Source organism: Bacteroides sp. DH3716P (assembly GCF_025914115.1).
Lineage (GTDB): Bacteria > Bacteroidota > Bacteroidia > Bacteroidales > Bacteroidaceae > Bacteroides > Bacteroides ovatus.
In genome coordinates this window covers 4735220-4754840 of the sequence record NZ_CP083673.1, presented here as the reverse complement: position 1 = coordinate 4754840, position 19621 = coordinate 4735220, and the positions used below count along the sequence as shown (strand labels likewise).

The following is a 19621-nucleotide window of genomic DNA, read 5'->3' as shown; positions in this document are numbered from 1 at the left end:
AATCTTTAGGTAATAACAAAGCCCCAGCTTGTGAAAGTCGGGGCTTTGTGCGTAAAAAACAGAAGGTGTGCATTTTGACACACCTTCTTCTTTTTTTCTATCAGCATACTTCTTTTAGCCTTTTCACCACAGAGGACGCAGAGGCTATAATTATCTCTAAACTAGAACTCTGAAAACTCTATGTCCTCCGTGTCCTCTGTGGTGAAATAGTTCGTTTATGAAACAAGAATGAGGTTTCCGCCTAAAACTAGGTTTTACAGGAGATGATTTCTGTATATCTTAAAAAATAAGATTTCTTATTAGTATCATCCGGAGCTGAACTGTTTTATATATAGAGTTAGTATATATTAGATTTATTCAGTTTATTAAAACCTTTAAAAAGATGAAAGACACCTTATTATATCCTCCCCAAAAAAGAATCGGAAAGTACCCCCATACTTCCCGATTCGAAACAGTCAAAAATCGACCTTAATCAATTTATTAACTTAACACGTCGCAAAGATATGAGAAAAATTTCTTTGAAAGAGCTTTTTTATTTAAAAAGTTTATGATACAGGCAAATATACCAGTTAATAAGGTCGTTTTTCTTGCTTTAAAACCAAAGCTTCACTCCTTTTAAAGGAACGACCCCTTCCTTTAAAAGGAAGAGGCCGTTGGTTCTAAAGAAATCTGGTGGGGTGTTTATATAGAAATTTGGATTAATGATTTTTCAATTATATAAATCCGTTTACAAGTTTGTTTTATACTCCTCTTTTATTCGTATTATGTGTGCTAAGTTCTTTTCCAGTAATTCATTTAGCTCATCATCCGAAAAACATTCTCCTAAATAGATCGTGCTTTCTGTTTCAAAATCAAATGATTCGTCGTCTTCATTCACAACAATCTCAATTTTTCCTTGTGCATCTGTAGAGATCACTGCATTGTATTTAGTCATCAATTCTTTGAGCCCTTTTATGAACCTGTATTCTTTGCTTGTCAATATTCTTTTCATCTTCACTTGCTCTTTTGTTTTGTTGCCCTTTCGTGCGGTAAAGTTCGTGATAATTTAACACATTATGCGCTGTTTGAAGTATTCATTTTATTCTATTTGTCAGGTTGTAATATTCCTTTTATCCATATTATCACATCTATTCGTTTTTTTCGTATATTTGCTTCGAGCGAAACTTTTCATTTGTATATTTGTTGGATTTTAAAAAGAAAGAAAATAAAAATGGAAACAGAAGAATTGACAATTGGGAGAGTCCATCACGGACGCAATATACGTCGTACCCGTATTGAAAAGAATATGAACCAGGAGGGTTTGAGTGAATTAGTACATCTCTCACAACCTGCTGTTTCTAAATATGAGAAGATGAAGGTGATTGATGATGAGATGTTGCAACGCTTTGCACGTGCATTGAATGTCCCTTTCGATTATCTCAAGACTTTGGAGGAGGATGCACAGACGGTGGTGTTTGAAAATAATACGGTGAATAATTCAGAACAAAGTGCAGGTGGGGCAAACATCAGCATGGGTATAGTTAAGTCTGATACCGAAGATAGTATTAATGATAGTCGAGTTAACAACTTCAATCCTATCGACAAAATCACTGAACTCTACGAGCGTCTTTTAAAAGAAAAGGATGAAAAGTATGCAGCATTAGAACGCCGTTTGCAGAATATTGAAAAAAGTCTGCAGAAATAAGAGACAGATAAATTGAAAGGAATCGCAATATGATGAAACAAATACCTTACGGAATAACTGATTTTAGCCGAATTCAGAAAGAGAATTATTATTATGTAGATAAGACAATGTTCATTGAAAAAATAGAGATGCAACCGCCTTATCTGTTTCTGATACGTCCTCGTAGATTTGGGAAGAGTCTGACTTTGGCTATGTTAGAGGCCTATTATGACGTAAATCATGCTGAACAGTTTGACGAGTTGTTTGGTCAGCTATACATAGGTCAGCATCCGACGAAGCTTCACAATCAGTTTCTCATCATGCGATTTAATTTTTCGGAAGTGAGTTCCAATGTCAACGAAGTAGAACTATCGTTTAAGCTACATTGTTGTAGCAAACTTAAAGATTTTGTCTTTAAGTATGAAGATTTGTTAGGAAAAGAAATTTGGGATGTTCTTGATGAGAAAATACAAGAAGAACCCGGTGCTTTTCTGTCTGCGATTAATTCCTATGCTACCCGTAAGAAAAATATTCGTATTTATTTACTTATTGATGAATACGATAATTTCACCAATACCATTCTTTCAACTTACGGTACGGAGTTTTACAGGAAAGCAACGCATGGCGAAGGTTTTATTCGTGGCTTCTTTAACGTGATAAAATCTGCCACTACCGGAACCGGAGCTGCTCTTGAACGGTTGTTTATTACCGGAGTGAGTCCGGTGACGATGGATGATGTAACTAGTGGCTTTAACATCGGAACCAATATAACGACTGATCCTTGGTTTAATGATTTAGTTGGTTTTAGTGAGAAAGAATTGCGTGAAATGCTGACTTATTATAAAGAACAAGGAGTGTTGATGCAATCTGTAGATGAAACTGTTGTCATGATGAAACCTAATTATGACAATTATTGCTTTAGTAGAAGTAGATTGGTGGACTGTATGTTTAATTCTGATATGGTACTTTATTTTATGAAGTCTTTTGTTTTGCATGGGGAAAAGCCTGAAGAAATCGTAGATCCCAATATTCGCACTGACTTTAACAAGTTGGCATACTTGATAAAGCTAGATCACGGGTTGGGAGAGAATTTTTCCGTTATAAAGGAAATAGCCGAGCAAGGAGAAATCACTACTGACATCGTTACTCATTTCTCTGCATTGGAGATGACGGACCCCAGTAATTTCAAGTCTTTATTATTCTATTTCGGACTTCTTTCCATCAAAGGTGTGGACATGGTGGGAAGACCCATTTTACATGTACCGAATTTGGTTGTAAGAGAACAACTGTTTAATTTCTTGATACAAGGCTACATCAAGCATGATATCTTTAAAATTGACATGAACAGGATGAGTGCTTTATTTGAGAATATGGCTTTCAGGGGAGACTGGAAACCTTTGTTCGATTTTATCGCCAATGCTGTTCGTGAGCAAAGTCGTATCCGTGAATATATTGAAGGTGAAGCGCACATTAAAGGCTTCTTGCTTGCCTATTTAGGAATGTATCGTTATTATCAGCTCTATCCGGAATACGAATTGAATAAGGGTTTTGCAGATTTCTTCTTCAAACCTAGTCCGTCGGTTCCTGTACTGCCTCCTTTCACCTATCTGCTTGAGGTGAAATATGCAAAAGCCGGTGCTTCGGAAAAAGAAATACGTATCCTTGCCGATGAGGCACGTGGTCAGTTGCTTCGTTATAGTGAAGACGAACTAGTGGCAGAAGCCAGGGCGAAAGGTGAGTTGAAGTTAATTACTATTGTTTGGCGTAGTTGGGAGCTTGCTTTATTGGAGGAGGTAACTCTTTCTTAAGAGACAAGTAGCATACATGTTGCTATAAGGTGTGTGGCTCCTCTATCTTTTTCTGATTTTTGAAACGTTGATGAATAAGGAGATCACTTTTTCCTTTTAATGAATATCCCTAATAAGTCTTGAAGAATAAAATTTGCCTCTGCTATGGATTCCCATAATAGAGGCAAACTTATCAACATGAGACTTAGTTAAACAGTCTCTTGTTTTTTATGAATTTAACGAATCTTTTTTAGGACTTTAGAGAAGGAGTAAGGAAAGCTTTCCTCTTCCGTTCCTCTGTTTAAATTGGGCTGGCTTCCCATTTGGAAGTTAATGTTTCCTCCTTTTAATAAGTCTTCATGGCGTAGATAGTTCTTTTTATATTCTGTGCCGTTCAGATTCATTGTTTGAATATACATATTCTTCTTGTTGTTATCGGTTGCACGGATGATGAGGCTGTTACCGTTTTCAAGATGTAAGGTTGCTTTTTTAAAAAGAGGAGCTCCAACGACGTATTCGTCGGTTCCCGGACATACGGGGTAAAAACCTAATGCGGAGAAAACATACCATGCCGAAGTCTGCCCATTATCTTCATCTCCACAATATCCGTCAGGGCCCGGTGTGTACATTCTATCCATGACCTGGCGTAGCCAATACTGCGCTTTCCAGGGTTGACCGGCATAGTTGTATAGGTAGATCATGTGTTGGATTGGTTGGTTGCCATGCGCGTAATTCCCCATATTCATGATTGTCATTTCACGAATCTCATGAATAACCTGCCCGTAATAACTCTCATCAAAGACAGGAGGTACGGAAAATACAGAATCCAGCATAGTGATAAACATATCTTTTCCTCCCATTAAGTCAATTAATCCTTGTGGATCGTGGAATACAGACCATGAGTAGTGCCAGCTGTTTCCTTCGGTAAATGCATCTCCCCATTTCAATGGTGAGAATGGAGATTGGAATGTTCCATCTTCATTTTTTCCTCGCATGAGCTTGGAGTCTTTATCGAATACATTCTTATAGTTCATCGCCCGTTTGGCAAAGAGCTGTATTTCTTTTTCCGGTCGCTTTAATTCTTTGGCTAATTGATAGATACACCAGTCATTGTAGGCATATTCCAAAGTTCTGGCTGTGTTTTCATTGATTTTTACGTCATAAGGGACATAGCCTAACTTATTATAATATTCGTATCCGCGTCTTCCTGTGGAAGATACGGTGGGATGTACGTTCTTTGTTCCGTGTATTAACCCTTCGTACAAAGTTTTCACATCTTCTACTTTAATACCTTTTAAATAAGCATCTGCCAGTACGGAAGCCGAATTATTTCCTATCATGCAGTCTCTGTGTCCGGGGCTGGCCCATTCGGGGAAGAATCCGCTTTCTTTGTAGGTATTGATGAGCCCTTCCTGCATTTCTTTATTCATCGACGGATACATCAGATTCAGTAATGGGAAAAGACACCGGAAGGTATCCCAAAATCCGGTGTCGGTAAACATATATCCCGGTAGAACTTGCCCGTTATAAGGGCTGTAATGAACAGGTTTTCCGGCTTCGTCCAGTTCGTAGAATTTTCGGGGGAAAAGTAACGAACGGTATAAGCAGGAGTAGAAAGTGCGGTATTGATCGAGGTTTCCTCCTTCCACTTCGATTTTTCCCAGTACTTGGTTCCATGCTTTCTGTCCCTTTTGTTTTATCTGCTCCAGATTGTCATTTCCTAATTCTTTCATATTTCTTGCAGCCTGTTCGAAGCTGATAAAGTAAGAGGCGATGCGTGCATGTACTTGTTCTCCACGTTGAGTTTTAAAACCTATAATGGCTCCTGCATGGTCAGTTGTCTGTTCGGTTGCATTTTCTTGAATATTTCCATTATTTACAGTGGCTTTATAGGTGAAAGGCTTATTGAATTGAATAATAAAATAGTTCTTGAAGTTTTCGGGAACTCCTCCGCTATTGCGTGTACTATAACCGATAATTTTGTTTTCTTCTGGGATAATCTGAATAAAAGAACCTTTGTCAAATGCATCGACTGCGATATACGAATGTGCGTTTTCCGGGAAAGTGAACCGGAAGAGAACAGCACGTTCGGTCGGAGACATCTCCGTGACAATATCGTATTCGGCCAGATACACCTTGTAGTAATAAGGAGTTGCTTCTTCTCCTTTGTGTCCGAACCAGCTAGCCCGCTTTTCTTCGTCGAATTCAGGTTTACCCACCATCGGCATAATGGAGAACTGTCCGTAATCGTTTATCCATGGGCTGGGCTGATGAGTTTGTTTGAATCCACGGATTTTATTGGCTGTATAGACATATTGCCATCCGTCTCCCATTTTTCCGGTCTGTGGCGTCCAGAAATTCATTCCCCAAGGGCGGGCAATGGCAGGGTAGGTGTTACCTGTTGATAATTCAAAAGATGATTGTGTTCCCATTAACGGATTAACGTATTGTGTCCAGTCTTTGGACTGGGCAAGAAGCGTGCAGCTAAGCACTAAAAATAATAACCAACATTTCTTCATAATTTTCTTTTTGAGTTTATAGCTTGCGAAGTAATCACAGCGTTTTCATGTGTTGCCAATGTTGAATGTTCCAACGGGTTGAGACATGGCAAAGGTATAGCTTCGTGGTTAAGGTCGTGGTTAAAATCGTGGTTAATGCGATGGCTAATAGGCGCTTTTTTTATTAACCCCGCTAAAGAAACTATCGCAAAAGTACTTTTTTACTATGTTATTCAACTATCTATGTGAAATAGACAAATATACCTTACTGTTATTATTTGTATTAGTGTTCTTTTTGGTCGAACCATTTATGTGCTCAAGACTTTATATTAGCAGGCATTGTGAATGATGCTGTACAGTTAGCCGTTTCCAATTAGAAACAGAAACTATCAGATTGCTTGGTGATTGGTAACTGAATAGCCTTTTTGTGCGCCCGCCTATTTATAGATTTGTATCGGCAATTCCCCCTTTAGTGCTCCTATGGCATTAAATGCTAACGACTCCATTTCATTCTCTCCGGGATAAACATAGATGGGAGCCAGGAAAGAGATTCTTTTTTTCAGTCTTGAAATCACATAGTCCGAATAGGCGATACCTCCTGTCAGAAGGATGGCATCTATCTTCCCACAAAGTACGGTGGCACTGGCTCCTATCGCTTTTGCAACATTGTAAATCATGGCATCCAGTATCAGTTCCGCTTTTTTATCTCCTTCTTCGATAGATTGTATAATGGCGGGAACATCGGTTGTACCTAGATGGGCGGTCAGTCCGGCGCGTCCGGAGATACGTTTTTTCAATTCGTCTTTGGTGAGTTGACCGCTAAAACATAGGTCGATCAGTTGACCGGCGGGAAGTGTACCGGCACGTTCCGGTGAGAAAGGACCTTCACCGTCCAATGCATTGTTGGCGTCAATGGCTCGTCCGTGGTGATGGACTGCGACAGAGATGCCACCTCCCAGATGGCAGATAATTAAATCCAGATTTTCGTATTGGGTTCCCTGCTCTTTGGCAAAGCGGCGGGCGATTGCTTTCTGGTTTAATGCATGCCAGATGGTGATCTTCGGCATTAAGGGAGAACCTGTAATGCGTGCTATATCTTCCAGTTCATCCACCACTCCCGGATCAGCAATGAAAGCCGGACAGTCGGGTAATGTGGAGGCCAGTTCGCTGGCAATCAATCCTCCTAAGTTACAAGCATGGGTACGCATAGCATGCACTGTATCACGTTTCATGGCCTCATTTACCTCATACACTCCGCCCGGTATCGGTTTCACTAAACCGCCGCGTCCGATGATTGCATCAAAAGAAAAAGGTATCTTATTGTTTTCCAATTCTTGTAACACCAGGTTTTTCCGGAATTCAAACTGGTCTATCACCTCGGGAAAAGCGGATAGTTCTTCTACAGAATGTTTTATATTACTGACAAACAGCGGAGTTTCATTTTCGTAAACTGCTATTTTAGTAGAAGTAGAACCGGGATTGATAACCAGAATTTTCATGAATAGTAGGCTTTTAGTGGTGAATTTAGAATGATGAGCCGGTGACTTGGCTGACTTGTTTTCTGCATTTGCAATCTCCTGACACTTGTAAGCATGCCATTGCAATGCTGTAATATTTGGACAAGCCGGAATCACTACGCGATGGAAGTACTACAGGGCAAATAGGACCTTGCAGCAATCCTGCCATTTCTGCCTGTGCAAACAAAGAGACGGATTTGTAGAATGCATTACCCGATTCAATGTTCGGGAATATCAAGACATCTGCCTGTCCGTTGATAGGAGATACAATCCCTTTAATATCACCACTTGCTTGTTCGCAGGCAGTACGTACATCCAGCGGGCCGTCAATAATCACATTTCCGAATTCTCCCGCTTCGGCAAGTTCTACGATATTCACATAATCTAGTGAATGAGGGAACTTGGCACTCACTTTTTCTGTGCAGTGAATCAATGCGACACGCGGTTGTTCGATACCAAAGTGACGGCAGGTGCAGATAGCATACCAAATCATTTCTATACGTTGCTGTAAAGTAGGACGCGGAATGACGGCGGCATCCGAGAAGAAAAGCAGTTTATGGTAAGTAGGAATTTCCATTACTGCCAGATGCGTGAGGATTTTCCCTTTCGGTAACAAACCTTTTTCTTTGTCGAGTATGGCATGCAGTAAGTTGTCCGTATTGATAATCCCTTTCATCAAAATATCCGCTCCTCCTTCACGCACAATGCGGACAGCTTCGCGCGCCGCTTCATCCGGATTTTCTATGTGGATGGTTTTTACGTATTCAGGATATTGTTTGAGCGTGGGATATTTCTTCAGAATGGTAGAATCTCCAATCATCAGAAATTCTGCAATCCCTTCTTCCAAAGCACGGGAGATGGCATATTCAGTGTTAGGATCGTTCGCACAGACCACGGCAATTCGTTTTCTATGGTTTAGTTTTTTAAGATGAGCCGTTAACTGGGCAAAATTTAGAATAGGTTCCATAACGTTAGATTTTTAGCAAATATCAGAAAAATGATTGGAAAAATAATGATTATAACCCGAAAAATTACATCCATTATGTAACATTTTGCTATATTTTATTTGTTTTGGCTGTTGGATGTGCATGGAACCGTTTTTTCCTGTATTTTTGCAAATAAATCCCCCAATAAAATAAAAGCACCATGAAACAGTTTAAAAATCTATTATTTCTTAGCTTAATTCTCCTTTGTTGGACGCTTGTTTCCTGTAAAAGCAGCAAGACGTCTTCCGGTTGGTCTTTGATCTGGGAAGAGAACTTTAATCAGAAAAAGAGTTTCGATTCACAGGTCTGGAGCAAGATTCCACGAGGTAAGTCAGACTGGAATAACTATATGACAGACTTTGATTCCTGCTATGCCATGCGTAAAGGCAAACTGGTGTTGAGAGGTATTGCCAATCATACCCAACGCAATGACACTGCCCCTTATTTGACAGGCGGTGTGTATACAAAAGGCAAAAAGGCTTTTACGAACGGGCGTATTGAGATTTGTGCCAAGTTGAATGCGGCGGGAGGAGCATGGCCTGCCATCTGGATGTTGCCTGAAGGAGCGGCATGGCCATCCGGCGGTGAGATTGATATCATGGAACGTTTGAATAACGATTCTATTGCTTATCAGACAGTTCATTCCCATTACACTTATACGCTGGGGATCAAGGATCATCCGGTATCACATTCTACGGGAGTGATTCACCCTGACCGCTACAATATTTTTGCAGTCGAAATGTATCCGGACAGTCTTTCATTTTATGTCAATGATGTACATACGTTTACTTACCCCCGCATACAAACGAAAGAAGAAGGACAATTCCCTTTTACTCAGCCCTTTTATCTGCTGATTGATATGCAGTTGGGAGGTTCGTGGGTGGGAGCAGTCTCTCCCGAGGATCTTCCGGTAGAAATGGAAGTGGACTGGGTGCGTTTTTATCAACGAAAGTCAATAAAATAAGAACATATATGGATATTCAATTTCCTCCCTTTTTGCAGAAAGGTGATAAAGTGGTTATTGTATCACCTTCGAGTAAGATAGACCAACAATTCCTAAAAGGAGCCAAGAAACGGATGGAATCATGGGGCTTGAAAGTGGCTATAGGAAAGCATGCCGGAAGTTCATCCGGAAGATATGCCGGGACAATCAAGCAGCGGCTGAAAGATTTGCAGGATGCGATGGACGACCCTAAAGTGAAGGCTATTCTTTGCAGCCGTGGAGGGTACGGGGCGGTACATTTGATCGATAAAATTGATTTTACGGCCTTTTGTGAACATCCGAAATGGTTACTGGGCTTTAGCGATATAACCGCTTTGCACAATCTGTTTCAGAAAAATGGATATGCTTCCCTTCATTCATTGATGGCACGTCATCTTACGGTGGAACCGGAAGACGATCTTTGTGCGAACTATCTGAAGGATATTCTATTGGGAAATATTCCTTCTTACATGTGCGAGAAGCATAAACTGAACAAGCAGGGGACGGCACAAGGCGTTTTGCATGGCGGTAACATGGCGGTAGCCTACGGTTTGCGTGGCACTCCTTATGATATTCCGGCGGAAGGCACTATACTGTTTATTGAAGATGTTAGCGAACGTCCGCATGCCATCGAACGTATGATGTATAATTTGAAACTGGGGGGCGTGTTAGAAAAACTGTCCGGATTGATTATCGGTCAATTTACAGAATATGAAGAAGACTGTTCGTTGGGCAAGGAACTGTATGCTACTTTGGCAGATTTAGTAAAAGAGTATGATTATCCCGTCTGTTTCAATTTCCCGGTGGGGCATGTGACTCATAATCTCCCGCTTATCAACGGTGCAAAAGTAGAGCTTGTGGTGGGAAAGAAAAATGTGGAACTAAAGTTTATATGTTAATAATCCATTCCATCTGAACGATGCTGTGGTGAAAATGACTAATTTTGAGGCTTTAATAGATAAAAGGACGATGAAAAAGAAAACTATGATAGTATTAATGAGTGCCTTTTTGTTATTATCAGCATTCTCTTGCGGTGGAGGTAACAAGGCAAATAGTACGAGTGAACAAGACGAAAAGACAGTTGTGAATGTACCTCAGTTTGATGCGGATAGTGCTTATTTGTATGTAAAGAATCAGGTAGATTTCGGACCTCGTGTTCCTAACACTAAAGAACATGTTGCCTGTGGCAATTACCTTGCCAGTCAATTAGAGGCTTTCGGTGCTCAAGTGACTAATCAATATGCTGATTTGATTGCTTATGACGGTACGCTGTTGAAAGCGAGAAACATTATCGGTTCTTATAAGCCGGAAAGTAAAAAGAGAATCGCTTTGTTTGCACATTGGGATACACGCCCATGGGCTGATAACGATCCTGACGAGAAGAACCATAAAACTCCGATTCTGGGTGCAAATGATGGTGCCAGTGGGGTAGGAGCTTTGCTCGAAATAGCTCGTCTGGTCAATCAGCAACAACCGGAATTGGGGATTGATATCATTCTGTTGGATGCAGAGGACTATGGTGCGCCACAGTTTTATACAGGAAAGCATAAGGAGGAATTCTGGTGTCTGGGATCGCAGTATTGGGCACGTAATCCTCATGTACAAGGATATAATGCACGTTTTGGTATCCTGCTCGATATGGTAGGAGGTGAAGGCAGTGTGTTTATGAAAGAAGGGTATTCGGAAGAATTTGCTCCGGACATAAATAAGAAGGTTTGGAAAGCGGCAAAGAAAGCGGGTTACGGAAAGACTTTCATGGATGGAAACGGAGGATTTGTAACAGACGACCATCTGTTCATAAATCGTCTGGCACGTATTAAAACGATCGATATCATTCCCTACAATCAGGAAGGTGATTTTACCCCGACATGGCATACTGTCAATGACAATATGGAACATATTGATAAGAATACGTTGAAAGCAGTCGGTCAGACGGTATTGGAAGTGATTTATAATGAGAAATAATAGAATTGAGAAAAATATAATAAGGTGTTGATAGATTGATATGCCGGTTTTAAATACGGCATCTGCTATTCGCACATTGGTATATTGTCTAATTAAATAATTACTATAATGTCAATTAATGAACTACAAGATGAAGTGATTGCGGAATTCAGTGACTTCGACGATTGGATGGACCGTTATCAATTACTTATTGATCTGGGGAATGAGCAGGAACCACTTGAAGAAAAATATAAGACGGAACAAAATCTGATTGAAGGATGCCAGAGCAGGGTATGGCTTCAAGCGGATGATGTGGATGGTAAAATCGTTTTTAAAGCAGAAAGCGATGCTTTGATTGTAAAGGGGATTATTGCCTTGTTGATTAAAGTCTTTTCCGGACATACTCCTGATGAAATCTTAAATGCAGATCTTTATTTTATAGACAAGATCGGACTGAAAGAGCATCTATCGCCAACGCGTAGCAACGGTTTGCTGTCGATGGTAAAACAAATACGAATGTATGCATTAGCATTCAAAGCGAAAGAGGGGAAGTAAAAACTTCCCTTTTTTATTGCTGCTTTTGGGAAGTCAGGTGGTTCATGGTCAGTATGATACCGATAAACAGGAGGATTGACCCGAATAGGACGATGAGATACGGGGTACCGTTAATCAGGTCGTCCATATTTTCTGCTTCGGGGTATTTGATACTAAGATATACTGCTAAGGAGTTATTCAATATATGCATGAGTATACAGGGAATCAGACTGCCGGTTTTATAGTATGTCCATGCCAGCAGGATACCAATCAGAAATGCCGGAAGTATCTGGGCCGGATTGATGTGAAAGACACCGAATAGAAGTGCTGAAATGAGGATGCCTTTCGTCGGGTTGTATTGTTGCAGCAAAGCTTTGGTAATGGCTCCGCGGAACAACAGTTCTTCAAGTACAGGACCGATGATAGCTATTGCAAGAATACCGCCCCAACCGGATTGGAGAATGTCGAAAGATTGCTCCATGATGTTGGGTATCCAGTCTAGCAGTCCCATCAGTGCGGATACCAGAAAACCACCGGTGAGAATAGCTAGTCCGCTACAAATTAGGAATGGAGCTGATACGGGTGACCATGTTGTCTTCTTTTTACTGATATAACCGGCTTTCCATAGATAAATACCCATCATAATCTGTCCGGCTAGTTGTGCCGGGATCATAATCATTTGCGTCAGAGTGACTTTATCCAGATTTCCCGTGGTGACGAACAAATAGATCGTACAGGGAATCATAATCAGGATAGGGGCGACAATCTGTGCAATGAGAAGGTCTATTAATACTAATTTGATAGCCGTTTTCATGGTTTTTTATTTAGTGGTAAAGAAACTATAGATAAACATAGCTAACATGGATATAGCTATTACCACCAAAGAGATGCTCATAAATGACTTTTGCATAAGAATCTATTTTTTAAGAATTGTTTCTGTCTCTTCAGCATCCTTATGGAGCTGTGTTATTAACTCGTCGATACTGGAGAATTTCAGTTCGGGACGTGTCCGTTTAACAAAAGTAAGCCGGATGAATTTATCATATATGTCAGAATGGAAGTGGAGGATATTCACCTCAATCGTCCGGTTCGGACCATTGTCAATCGTCGGGCGGACACCTATATTCAGCATCCCCATATACGTTTTCCCGTCAAATGTTACCCATACGGCATATACGCCATCGGCAGGAATCAGTTTATCGGGATCATCCACCCGTAAATTGGCCGTTGGGAAACCTATCTTTCTGCCTACCTGATAGCCGCCTACTACGATCCCGTCAAGGAAATATTCATATTTCAGACAATGGGCGGCCAGGCTAACTTCTCCTTCATGAAGAAGTTTGCGGATCAGGGAAGAGCTCACCGGAATGTTGGGTTCGTTCCCTATTTCTATATTGCTGGTATACGCTTTGGCGCGAATTACTTCTATGCCAATTTCTTTTCCATAACGTACATAATCCTCGAAACCTTCGCTGCGGTTATGTCCGAAACGATGGTCATAGCCGATAACCAGGTATTTTACCTGATAACGCTCTTTTAGCAACTGTGTCATAAACTCCCGGGCAGTGAGCCGGGAAATTTCCGGAGTGAAATCAAGCATCAGGCAGTAGTCTACCCCGATGTCTGCAAGCAGACTTATTTTTTCTTCGGGGGTAGTCAGAAGTTCCGGATGATACTCCACATTCATCACTTTTCGGGGATGAACGGGAAAAGTAACCAATGCAGAGCGTAGACCTTTGGCGGCGGCTATCTCTTTCACTTGCTGAATCAGATAGCGATGTCCTGCATGTACTCCATCAAAGAAACCGATGGTAGCTACGCAGGGTTCCGGGGTAATTGCCGATGTGTCACGTATAATCTGCATATCTCTAAAATTATTTGAGGTTGAAAAGATGGCTCCAGTCTTCGCCTACTTTCGCTGTATAGGTAGAAATTCCTAAATTTTGGGCTGTCTTACAGTTCATTTCAGAGTCATCAATAAAAAGCGTTTCTTTCGGCTCGATACCGGCATCCTCTATGATTGCCTTGAATATCTCCGGTTCGGGCTTGGCCATTTTCATTTCAAAAGAGAGGTACGTTTTTTCAAAATAATCTTCCACCTTAAAGGTGCGGTAAGGAAACAAATGAGCACATGTCCATTCCCAATGAATTTGGTTGGTATTGCTCAATAAATAGACGACATATTTCTCACGTAATTTTAATAATAAATCCAGTTTTTGTGTGGGTATATCTACCAGGAAACTATTCCAGGCTGCATCTATTTGTTTGTCGCTAACTGCTTTGCCTATCATTTTACGAACTCCGTCACGGAATTCGGCAGGTGTTATCAATCCTTTTTCCTGTTGCATCAGGAGTCCGTCCTGGTTCTGGATATCCAGCAATGCATCCACGTTTTGGAGCCCTAACTTCTGAAAGTGCTCAATGCAACGTTGGCGGTCGAGATTGATAAGTACACCACCCAAATCAATAAGAAGGTTTTTTATTCCTTTACTTTTCATTTCTGTCTTTTTTGTGAATAATACGTTGAACAAGGCGAACAAGTTCTCCAACCCATAACACCGTGGACGAAACGCCTATAATAAGAAGCCAGGTTTGCCAGTCGAGCGGTTCCGTGCGGAATACGGCTCCACCGAATTGTACGATGAGGAATTGTCCGGCAAGAATAGCCAGTACAATAAGCTCCATCCCATACGATTTGGAAAGTCCCTTGAATGCCGAATCGGTAGTACCGAATACACGGGCATTGAACAGATTCCAGAATTGCAGCATGACAAAGAAGGTGAAGAAAATAGTCAGGTTGTGTACATTCATTCCTTGCGTACTGTGGTCGAAATAATAAATCATTCCGAGCAATACGATGAGGAAGATAGAGCCCACACCTATTATATTAGACCGCATTGCCTTACTGATAATAAAATCGGTACTGCGACGAGGTTTCTCAAGCATCACCGTTTCGCTGGGTGGAATAGAGGCAAGAGCCAAAGCGGCAAAAGTATCCATAATCAGGTTCACCCATAACATTTGTGTTACAGTCAGCGGAAGTTCCGTACCGATTACGGAGCCTAGCAGAACGATAAGCAATGCCACAAAGTTAATCGTTAGCTGGAAAACGATGAAACGCTGGATATTCTTATACAGTGAACGTCCCCACATAACAGCGGTTCCGATACTGTTGAAAGAGTCGTCGAGCAATGTAATATCACTAGCCTCTTTGGCTACAGAAGTACCTGTACCCATCGATAAACCTACTTGGGCATGATTCAAAGCCGGAGCGTCATTCGTTCCGTCTCCGGTTACAGCTACCACTGCTCCTTTTTGTTGAAGCAGTTGTACCAGACGTTGTTTGTCTGTCGGACGGGCGCGGGACATGATTTTTAAGTCCATCACTCTGTCCAGTGCTTCTTCATCGCTCAATTCGGCAAATGCGACACCGGTGATTCGATTTCGTTCCGTATCAGTTTCAGGGTTCCAAAGACCTATCTGGCGTGCGATTTCTGTGGCAGTTCCCGGAGTGTCACCGGTCACGATCTTGATGCCGATACCTGCAGACTGACATTTTGCAACCGCAGCAGGTACATCCGGACGAATCGGGTCGGAGATGGCAACTACTCCCAAGAAATTGAGGTCGTTGGCTGAAACTAGTTCCGTGCAATCGTTCGGTTCATTTTCTCCGACAATCTTGAATGCAAATCCAAGTGTACGCATAGCCATATTCTGATAGTTCAACAGTTGTGCTTCCACTGTAGAACGATACTCTACCGCATCCACTTGCCGTCCATCCAGAACAACTTCTTTACACTTACCCAAAACAATTTCAGGAGCTCCTTTTATATAAAGTATTTTTTTGCCGATCAATGGAGATTCAACAAGAGTTGCCATGAATTTCCGTTCGGTAGAGAAGGTGAGTTGATCGAGAACATGAGCTTGTTCGCGGAGTTGCAGGTAATCTCTTCCCTGTTTGTTTAGCCAGAGTAATAAAGCCACTTCGGTTGGATTTCCTACGCCTTTGGGTTTTTCTCCATTGGTTGATTCTTCAAGGAAAGCTGTTGAATTGGCGCTGATTCCTTCTGCGATAAGTGCGCTAATATCGTCATCAGACAAGTCACTGCCATTTTTTATACCATAGAAATTGGGTTCGTGCACTTGCATCAGATTTTGAGTCAGTGTACCGGTTTTATCCGTACAAATCACGGTGATGGCTCCCATTGTTTCGCAAGCATGCATTTTCCGCACCAGATTGTTGGTGGAAAGCATACGACGCATGTTCAATGCCAGACTAAGCGTGACACTCATTGGCAATCCTTCAGGCACAGCTACTACAATCAGCGTAACTGCCATCATAAAATATTTCAGTGTCCGTTCGAAAACCGGAAGCCACTCATGCCATCCGTTCAGCGAACCGAAATCAAAATATAGCACTACATCCTTCACGAAGAAAATAAGGAAAGCCAGACCGGCAACGGTGAAACCTATCTTTCCGATTAGATTTGCGAGTTTGGTGAGCTGTATGTTCAGCGGGGTGGGTTCGAGGTTATCCTCTGTACTCTGCCGGGCTACTTTTCCGATTTCAGTAGCATCTCCCACATGCAGCACGCGCATGGTACCATGTCCATCCACCACTGTAGTGCCACGCATCACCAGATTGGAGGCATAAGTCGCTTCTTCATCAAAATCAGCTTCTACAGTAGTTTTATTAATAACAGGCTCTCCCGTCAGATTGGATTCGTTCACTTGCAGAGAAATAGCTTCCAGCAACTCTCCATCAGCGGGAATTTCTTCACCTGTTTCCAGAATGACGATATCACCTACCACTATGTCTTTACGAGGGATTTCCTGTACGCGTCCGTTTCGGACCACTTTTACCAGAGTTTCTTCATTGACTGCATTCAGCAGATCGAACTTCTTACTGGCATCATATTCGAAGAAGAAACCGATTCCGGTAGCCAATAAGATAGCGGCTATGATTCCGATTGTTTCGGCATATTCGTTTTCGATGATGGAGATAATTAATGAGAAAGCGGCTGCTACTAATAATACACGGACAACCGGGTCTTCAAATTTTTCCAGATAAAGTTTCCAGAGAGAAGGACGCTTGGGGGGCGTTAACAGGTTAATACCATTTTTCTCCCTGCTTTGTAGGACTTCGTCATCAGTAAGTCCTAAATGATAATAGTCATTTTTATTTGTACTCATGCAGATACATGCGTTTAGTTTGAACCGCAAAAATACAACATAAAATTGTGATAGAATGTTTAATTAAAACTTTTTATGAAGTCGAATTTGTTAGCGTGGTTTACCACATGACCGATAAGGAATTGTAAACCAGAATGTAGAGCCTTCACCTTCTACGGAATCCGCTCCGATTTGACCGCCAAGTTTGGCGACAATAGTTTGAGATATGGAAAGTCCCAGTCCGGCTCCTTTTTTATCTTTATTCAGTTTCACGAAACGCTCGAATACATCCGGTAATTTCTCTGCTGGAATTCCGGTTCCGGTATCCTTGACATAAAAGTAAAGCTCGGTATCTCTAGTTTCATAGCCGAGGCGGATGCTACCTTTATGGGTGAACTTAATGGCGTTGCCGGCAAAGTTTGAAAGCACTTGTGCCACCCGGTTCCGATCTGTTTGAATCATGCAGGAAGAACGGGATGATTCCGCTATAATTTGTATATTTCCTCCGGCGTCATCGACTCTCATTTGAAAAAGTTGTTGTAAATCTGAAAGTAACTGATTGACAGTCAACTGTTGTCTGCACAAATTCCAATGTTCCGGCTTCGATTTTTGACATATCGAGAATGTCGTTGACCAGTTGCATCAGGAGGTCGGCATTCATTTTTATGATTTCTTGATATTGGGCCTTTTCCTCTTCTGTAGTTGCACTGCCTAATACCTCTGCAAATCCGGTAATAGCATTGAGAGGGGTACGGATTTCATGGCTCATGTTGGCTAAAAAGGCAGATTTTGAAATATCGGCTTTTTCTGCTTTTTCTTTGGCTAGCCGTAACTCCTTTTCAGCTTGTTTTCGGCGGGTAACATCGTGTACGGTGATTACCATGTTCTCTTCTTCATTCAGAAGGAAGTAAGAACCGGATATTACTGCATCACATTCCACGGTAGTATTATCAGATGTAACTATGGATAAAGTGGCTTCAAGATCCGTGAAGTTTCGTCTCTGTTCGAAGGCTTGTCGTATGGCGGTACGTATCGGGCAAGAGCCGCAGAAACTATGTGTGCCGCAACCTCCTTCGGCTGCCAATGCATTGCGACATTGCAACAAGTCGCCCACTCTTTTCTCTTCTGTTCCTTTTCTGGTTCCGGTTTTTTGGTAATAGTTAGTCTTCAGTACCTTGAAATCATTGTCTATTAATAGGATAAAGGCATGCACATTTTTCAAGATGGCGCCGGCAATATGGCTGGTGCGTTCCAACTTTCTGGATTCACGGAACAATCGTTGTTGCATCCGCAGACATTTCCTACGTTCCAATAAAAAACTGATTAGTAGGACTGCGCATAAAACTATTAAGGTAGACAATAGTGCTATAAGCATAGTATAATATTGTTGTTTTAGCTTGATAATATGACTACAAAGATAGTTTTTTTCTTTAGTTTAAAAATAGTGTTGAACAAATATCTTGCTATTTGTGTTATATTATTTAGAAAACCAATTAAAAATACGAACGTTATGAAAAAGTACATTTGCACGGTCTGTGAATATATTTACGACCCCGAACAAGGAGATCCGGAAAGTGGAATTGAACCAGGAACAGCATTTGAAGATATTCCTGATGATTGGACTTGTCCATTATGTGGAGTCGGAAAAGAAGACTTTGAACCGTACGAAGGATAAAACCAAGAGAGAGAATTATTAAGAGGAGAATGACTGGGTGTATAAATATATACCCGGTCATTTTTTATTTTTATGGTTGGAAATTATTCTGCTGATTATAAATGTGATATCTTTGATGCAAAAATCGGAAGTTATGTATAATAGAGCAACCGTCATAACCGATCTAAGGTATCTATCATACCCTGTAATCTTTGTATTATTGATATTCAGCCTTTTGATGGCTGGTTGTAGCGACGATGAGAATGAAGAGCAACCTCCTGCTCTGGATGTTCCGGATTATAGCACGCTTGTAGTAAAAGATATACAGAATATACCTGCGGACTTCACATTTGACCGGGTTGAGGTGAAAGTGACGGGTGTTGATTGGCAAGTGATTGAGACTCTTAGCTTTCCTTATGAGAACGGGCAAATAGTAATGACACTTCCCACTAGTTTTCCTTCGGAAAAGCTTCAGACAGTAGACCGGCGTAATGGTATGGGTGGTTACTGGACCGGAACCTCAGATGATGCGGACGCTCTTGTGGCGACGTTAGGAGATTTCTTTGTTTTTAATGGAAATAAAAGGGTGGGGCGAATTGCTATTTCCAACTGGTCGGGTAAAGGGTCTTCTGCCGGAAAAGCTACATTGGTGAGTTATCAGTATGCCGACCGTTCTTTTACATTGACAGGCAGTGACAAATCATACTATTATAGTAACTGCTCTTTTAATAAGGGATGGAATATTTTTGCCAATATAAATCCGGCCTCAGAAGGCGGGACTGCAAAAGTGCTTCGTACAACTACTGTTCCGGAATCTACATTGTTCTGGCGTTTGGCTGAATCATACGTATATAATTGATTTTATAAAAGATACTATTAGATAT

At 41.3% G+C, this 19621-nt stretch carries 16 protein-coding genes and 1 pseudogene; 8 read left to right on the top strand and 9 right to left on the bottom strand.

Features of this window, described 5'->3' with window-relative positions:
- Positions 1–727 precede the first annotated feature (727 nt).
- Positions 728–991, bottom strand: a complete 264-nt coding sequence (locus KQP79_RS17875) for a hypothetical protein (RefSeq protein ID WP_008644935.1) — start codon at positions 989–991, stop codon at positions 728–730.
- A 219-nt stretch (positions 992–1210) separates the two neighbouring features.
- Between KQP79_RS17875 and KQP79_RS17870 the strand changes: the two genes are divergently transcribed.
- Both KQP79_RS17870 and KQP79_RS17865 read left to right on the top strand, forming a co-directional pair.
- Positions 1211–1684, top strand: coding sequence for a helix-turn-helix domain-containing protein (locus KQP79_RS17870; protein WP_004316645.1), 474 nt, complete (start codon positions 1211–1213; stop codon positions 1682–1684).
- 29 nt (positions 1685–1713) lie between these two features.
- Positions 1714–3471 (top strand): ATP-binding protein, encoded by a 1758-nt coding sequence (locus KQP79_RS17865; RefSeq protein WP_008649769.1) that lies wholly within the window; start codon positions 1714–1716, stop codon positions 3469–3471.
- 215 nt (positions 3472–3686) lie between these two features.
- On the opposite strand, the gene KQP79_RS17860 is transcribed toward KQP79_RS17865, so the two are convergent.
- The 3 genes from KQP79_RS17860 to KQP79_RS17850 all read right to left on the bottom strand — a co-directional run bounded on the left by KQP79_RS17860 (position 3687) and on the right by KQP79_RS17850 (position 8432).
- Positions 3687–5969, bottom strand: a complete 2283-nt coding sequence (locus KQP79_RS17860; protein ID WP_004311940.1) for a GH92 family glycosyl hydrolase — start codon at positions 5967–5969, stop codon at positions 3687–3689.
- A gap of 416 nt (positions 5970–6385) precedes the next feature.
- On the bottom strand, positions 6386–7447 hold the full coding sequence (buk, locus tag KQP79_RS17855) for a butyrate kinase (RefSeq protein ID WP_004306947.1): 1062 nt from the start codon (positions 7445–7447) through the stop codon (positions 6386–6388).
- Between the two features lie 25 nt (positions 7448–7472).
- Positions 7473–8432: a phosphate acyltransferase gene (locus KQP79_RS17850; protein ID WP_004296252.1), complete on the bottom strand. Its 960-nt coding sequence runs from the start codon at positions 8430–8432 to the stop codon at positions 7473–7475.
- Positions 8433–8611: 179 nt separating this feature from the next.
- On the opposite strand from KQP79_RS17850, the gene KQP79_RS17845 reads away from it, so the two are divergent.
- The 4 genes from KQP79_RS17845 to KQP79_RS17830 all read left to right on the top strand — a co-directional run bounded on the left by KQP79_RS17845 (position 8612) and on the right by KQP79_RS17830 (position 11932).
- Positions 8612–9415 carry a glycoside hydrolase family 16 protein gene (locus KQP79_RS17845; protein ID WP_004311942.1) on the top strand — a complete coding sequence of 268 codons (804 nt, stop codon included), beginning with the start codon at positions 8612–8614 and terminating at the stop codon, positions 9413–9415.
- Between the two features lie 8 nt (positions 9416–9423).
- On the top strand, positions 9424–10332 hold the full coding sequence (locus tag KQP79_RS17840; protein WP_004311943.1) for a S66 peptidase family protein: 909 nt from the start codon (positions 9424–9426) through the stop codon (positions 10330–10332).
- Positions 10333–10402: 70 nt separating this feature from the next.
- Positions 10403–11398: a M20 family metallopeptidase gene (locus tag KQP79_RS17835; RefSeq protein ID WP_004311944.1), complete on the top strand. Its 996-nt coding sequence runs from the start codon at positions 10403–10405 to the stop codon at positions 11396–11398.
- Between the two features lie 108 nt (positions 11399–11506).
- Positions 11507–11932, top strand: a complete 426-nt coding sequence (locus tag KQP79_RS17830; RefSeq protein ID WP_004296248.1) for a SufE family protein — start codon at positions 11507–11509, stop codon at positions 11930–11932.
- A 13-nt stretch (positions 11933–11945) separates the two neighbouring features.
- Here KQP79_RS17830 and KQP79_RS17825 read toward each other — a convergent pair whose 3' ends face one another.
- The 5 genes and pseudogenes from KQP79_RS17825 to KQP79_RS17805 form a co-directional block, all read right to left on the bottom strand.
- Positions 11946–12725 (bottom strand): CPBP family intramembrane glutamic endopeptidase, encoded by a 780-nt coding sequence (locus KQP79_RS17825; protein WP_004311945.1) that lies wholly within the window; start codon positions 12723–12725, stop codon positions 11946–11948.
- Between the two features lie 102 nt (positions 12726–12827).
- Complete coding sequence (locus KQP79_RS17820) at positions 12828–13775, bottom strand: bifunctional riboflavin kinase/FAD synthetase (RefSeq protein WP_004311946.1); 948 nt, start codon at positions 13773–13775, stop codon at positions 12828–12830.
- 10 nt (positions 13776–13785) lie between these two features.
- On the bottom strand, positions 13786–14409 hold the full coding sequence (locus KQP79_RS17815) for an HAD family hydrolase (RefSeq protein ID WP_004296245.1): 624 nt from the start codon (positions 14407–14409) through the stop codon (positions 13786–13788).
- A complete protein-coding gene (locus tag KQP79_RS17810; RefSeq protein ID WP_004311947.1) occupies positions 14399–17104 on the bottom strand; it encodes a calcium-translocating P-type ATPase, PMCA-type in 2706 nt (901 codons plus the stop codon). Before KQP79_RS17810 ends, KQP79_RS17815 begins: the two co-directional genes overlap by 11 nt.
- A gap of 90 nt (positions 17105–17194) precedes the next feature.
- A pseudogene (locus KQP79_RS17805) lies at positions 17195–18371 on the bottom strand (sensor histidine kinase).
- 222 nt (positions 18372–18593) lie between these two features.
- Between KQP79_RS17805 and rd the strand changes: the two are divergent.
- Both rd and KQP79_RS17795 read left to right on the top strand, forming a co-directional pair.
- Entirely contained in the window at positions 18594–18758 is a 165-nt protein-coding gene (gene rd, locus KQP79_RS17800; protein WP_004306971.1) for a rubredoxin, read from the top strand.
- A 115-nt stretch (positions 18759–18873) separates the two neighbouring features.
- The gene (locus KQP79_RS17795; protein ID WP_022200092.1) at positions 18874–19596 is read left to right on the top strand and encodes a hypothetical protein; all 723 of its coding nucleotides are present in this window, start codon (positions 18874–18876) and stop codon (positions 19594–19596) included.
- Positions 19597–19621 lie beyond the last annotated feature (25 nt).

Excerpts from the sequence above, each read along its gene's own strand:
- KQP79_RS17870 (WP_004316645.1), top strand. The coding sequence starts at position 1,211 with ATGGAAACAGAAGAATTGACAATTGGGAGAGTCCATCACGGACGCAAT.
- KQP79_RS17845 (WP_004311942.1), top strand. The coding sequence starts at position 8,612 with ATGAAACAGTTTAAAAATCTATTATTTCTTAGCTTAATTCTCCTTTGT.
- KQP79_RS17840 (WP_004311943.1), top strand. The coding sequence starts at position 9,424 with ATGGATATTCAATTTCCTCCCTTTTTGCAGAAAGGTGATAAAGTGGTT.
- KQP79_RS17825 (WP_004311945.1), bottom strand. The coding sequence starts at position 12,725 with ATGAAAACGGCTATCAAATTAGTATTAATAGACCTTCTCATTGCACAG.
- KQP79_RS17820 (WP_004311946.1), bottom strand. The coding sequence starts at position 13,775 with ATGCAGATTATACGTGACACATCGGCAATTACCCCGGAACCCTGCGTA.
- KQP79_RS17795 (WP_022200092.1), top strand. The coding sequence starts at position 18,874 with ATGCAAAAATCGGAAGTTATGTATAATAGAGCAACCGTCATAACCGAT.
- KQP79_RS17830 (WP_004296248.1), top strand. The coding sequence starts at position 11,507 with ATGTCAATTAATGAACTACAAGATGAAGTGATTGCGGAATTCAGTGAC.
- KQP79_RS17835 (WP_004311944.1), top strand. The coding sequence starts at position 10,403 with ATGAAAAAGAAAACTATGATAGTATTAATGAGTGCCTTTTTGTTATTA.
- KQP79_RS17860 (WP_004311940.1), bottom strand. The coding sequence starts at position 5,969 with ATGAAGAAATGTTGGTTATTATTTTTAGTGCTTAGCTGCACGCTTCTT.
- KQP79_RS17875 (WP_008644935.1), bottom strand. The coding sequence starts at position 991 with ATGAAAAGAATATTGACAAGCAAAGAATACAGGTTCATAAAAGGGCTC.
- KQP79_RS17815 (WP_004296245.1), bottom strand. The coding sequence starts at position 14,409 with ATGAAAAGTAAAGGAATAAAAAACCTTCTTATTGATTTGGGTGGTGTA.
- rd (WP_004306971.1), top strand. The coding sequence starts at position 18,594 with ATGAAAAAGTACATTTGCACGGTCTGTGAATATATTTACGACCCCGAA.
- KQP79_RS17865 (WP_008649769.1), top strand. The coding sequence starts at position 1,714 with ATGATGAAACAAATACCTTACGGAATAACTGATTTTAGCCGAATTCAG.
- KQP79_RS17850 (WP_004296252.1), bottom strand. The coding sequence starts at position 8,432 with ATGGAACCTATTCTAAATTTTGCCCAGTTAACGGCTCATCTTAAAAAA.
- KQP79_RS17810 (WP_004311947.1), bottom strand. The coding sequence starts at position 17,104 with ATGAGTACAAATAAAAATGACTATTATCATTTAGGACTTACTGATGAC.
- buk (WP_004306947.1), bottom strand. The coding sequence starts at position 7,447 with ATGAAAATTCTGGTTATCAATCCCGGTTCTACTTCTACTAAAATAGCA.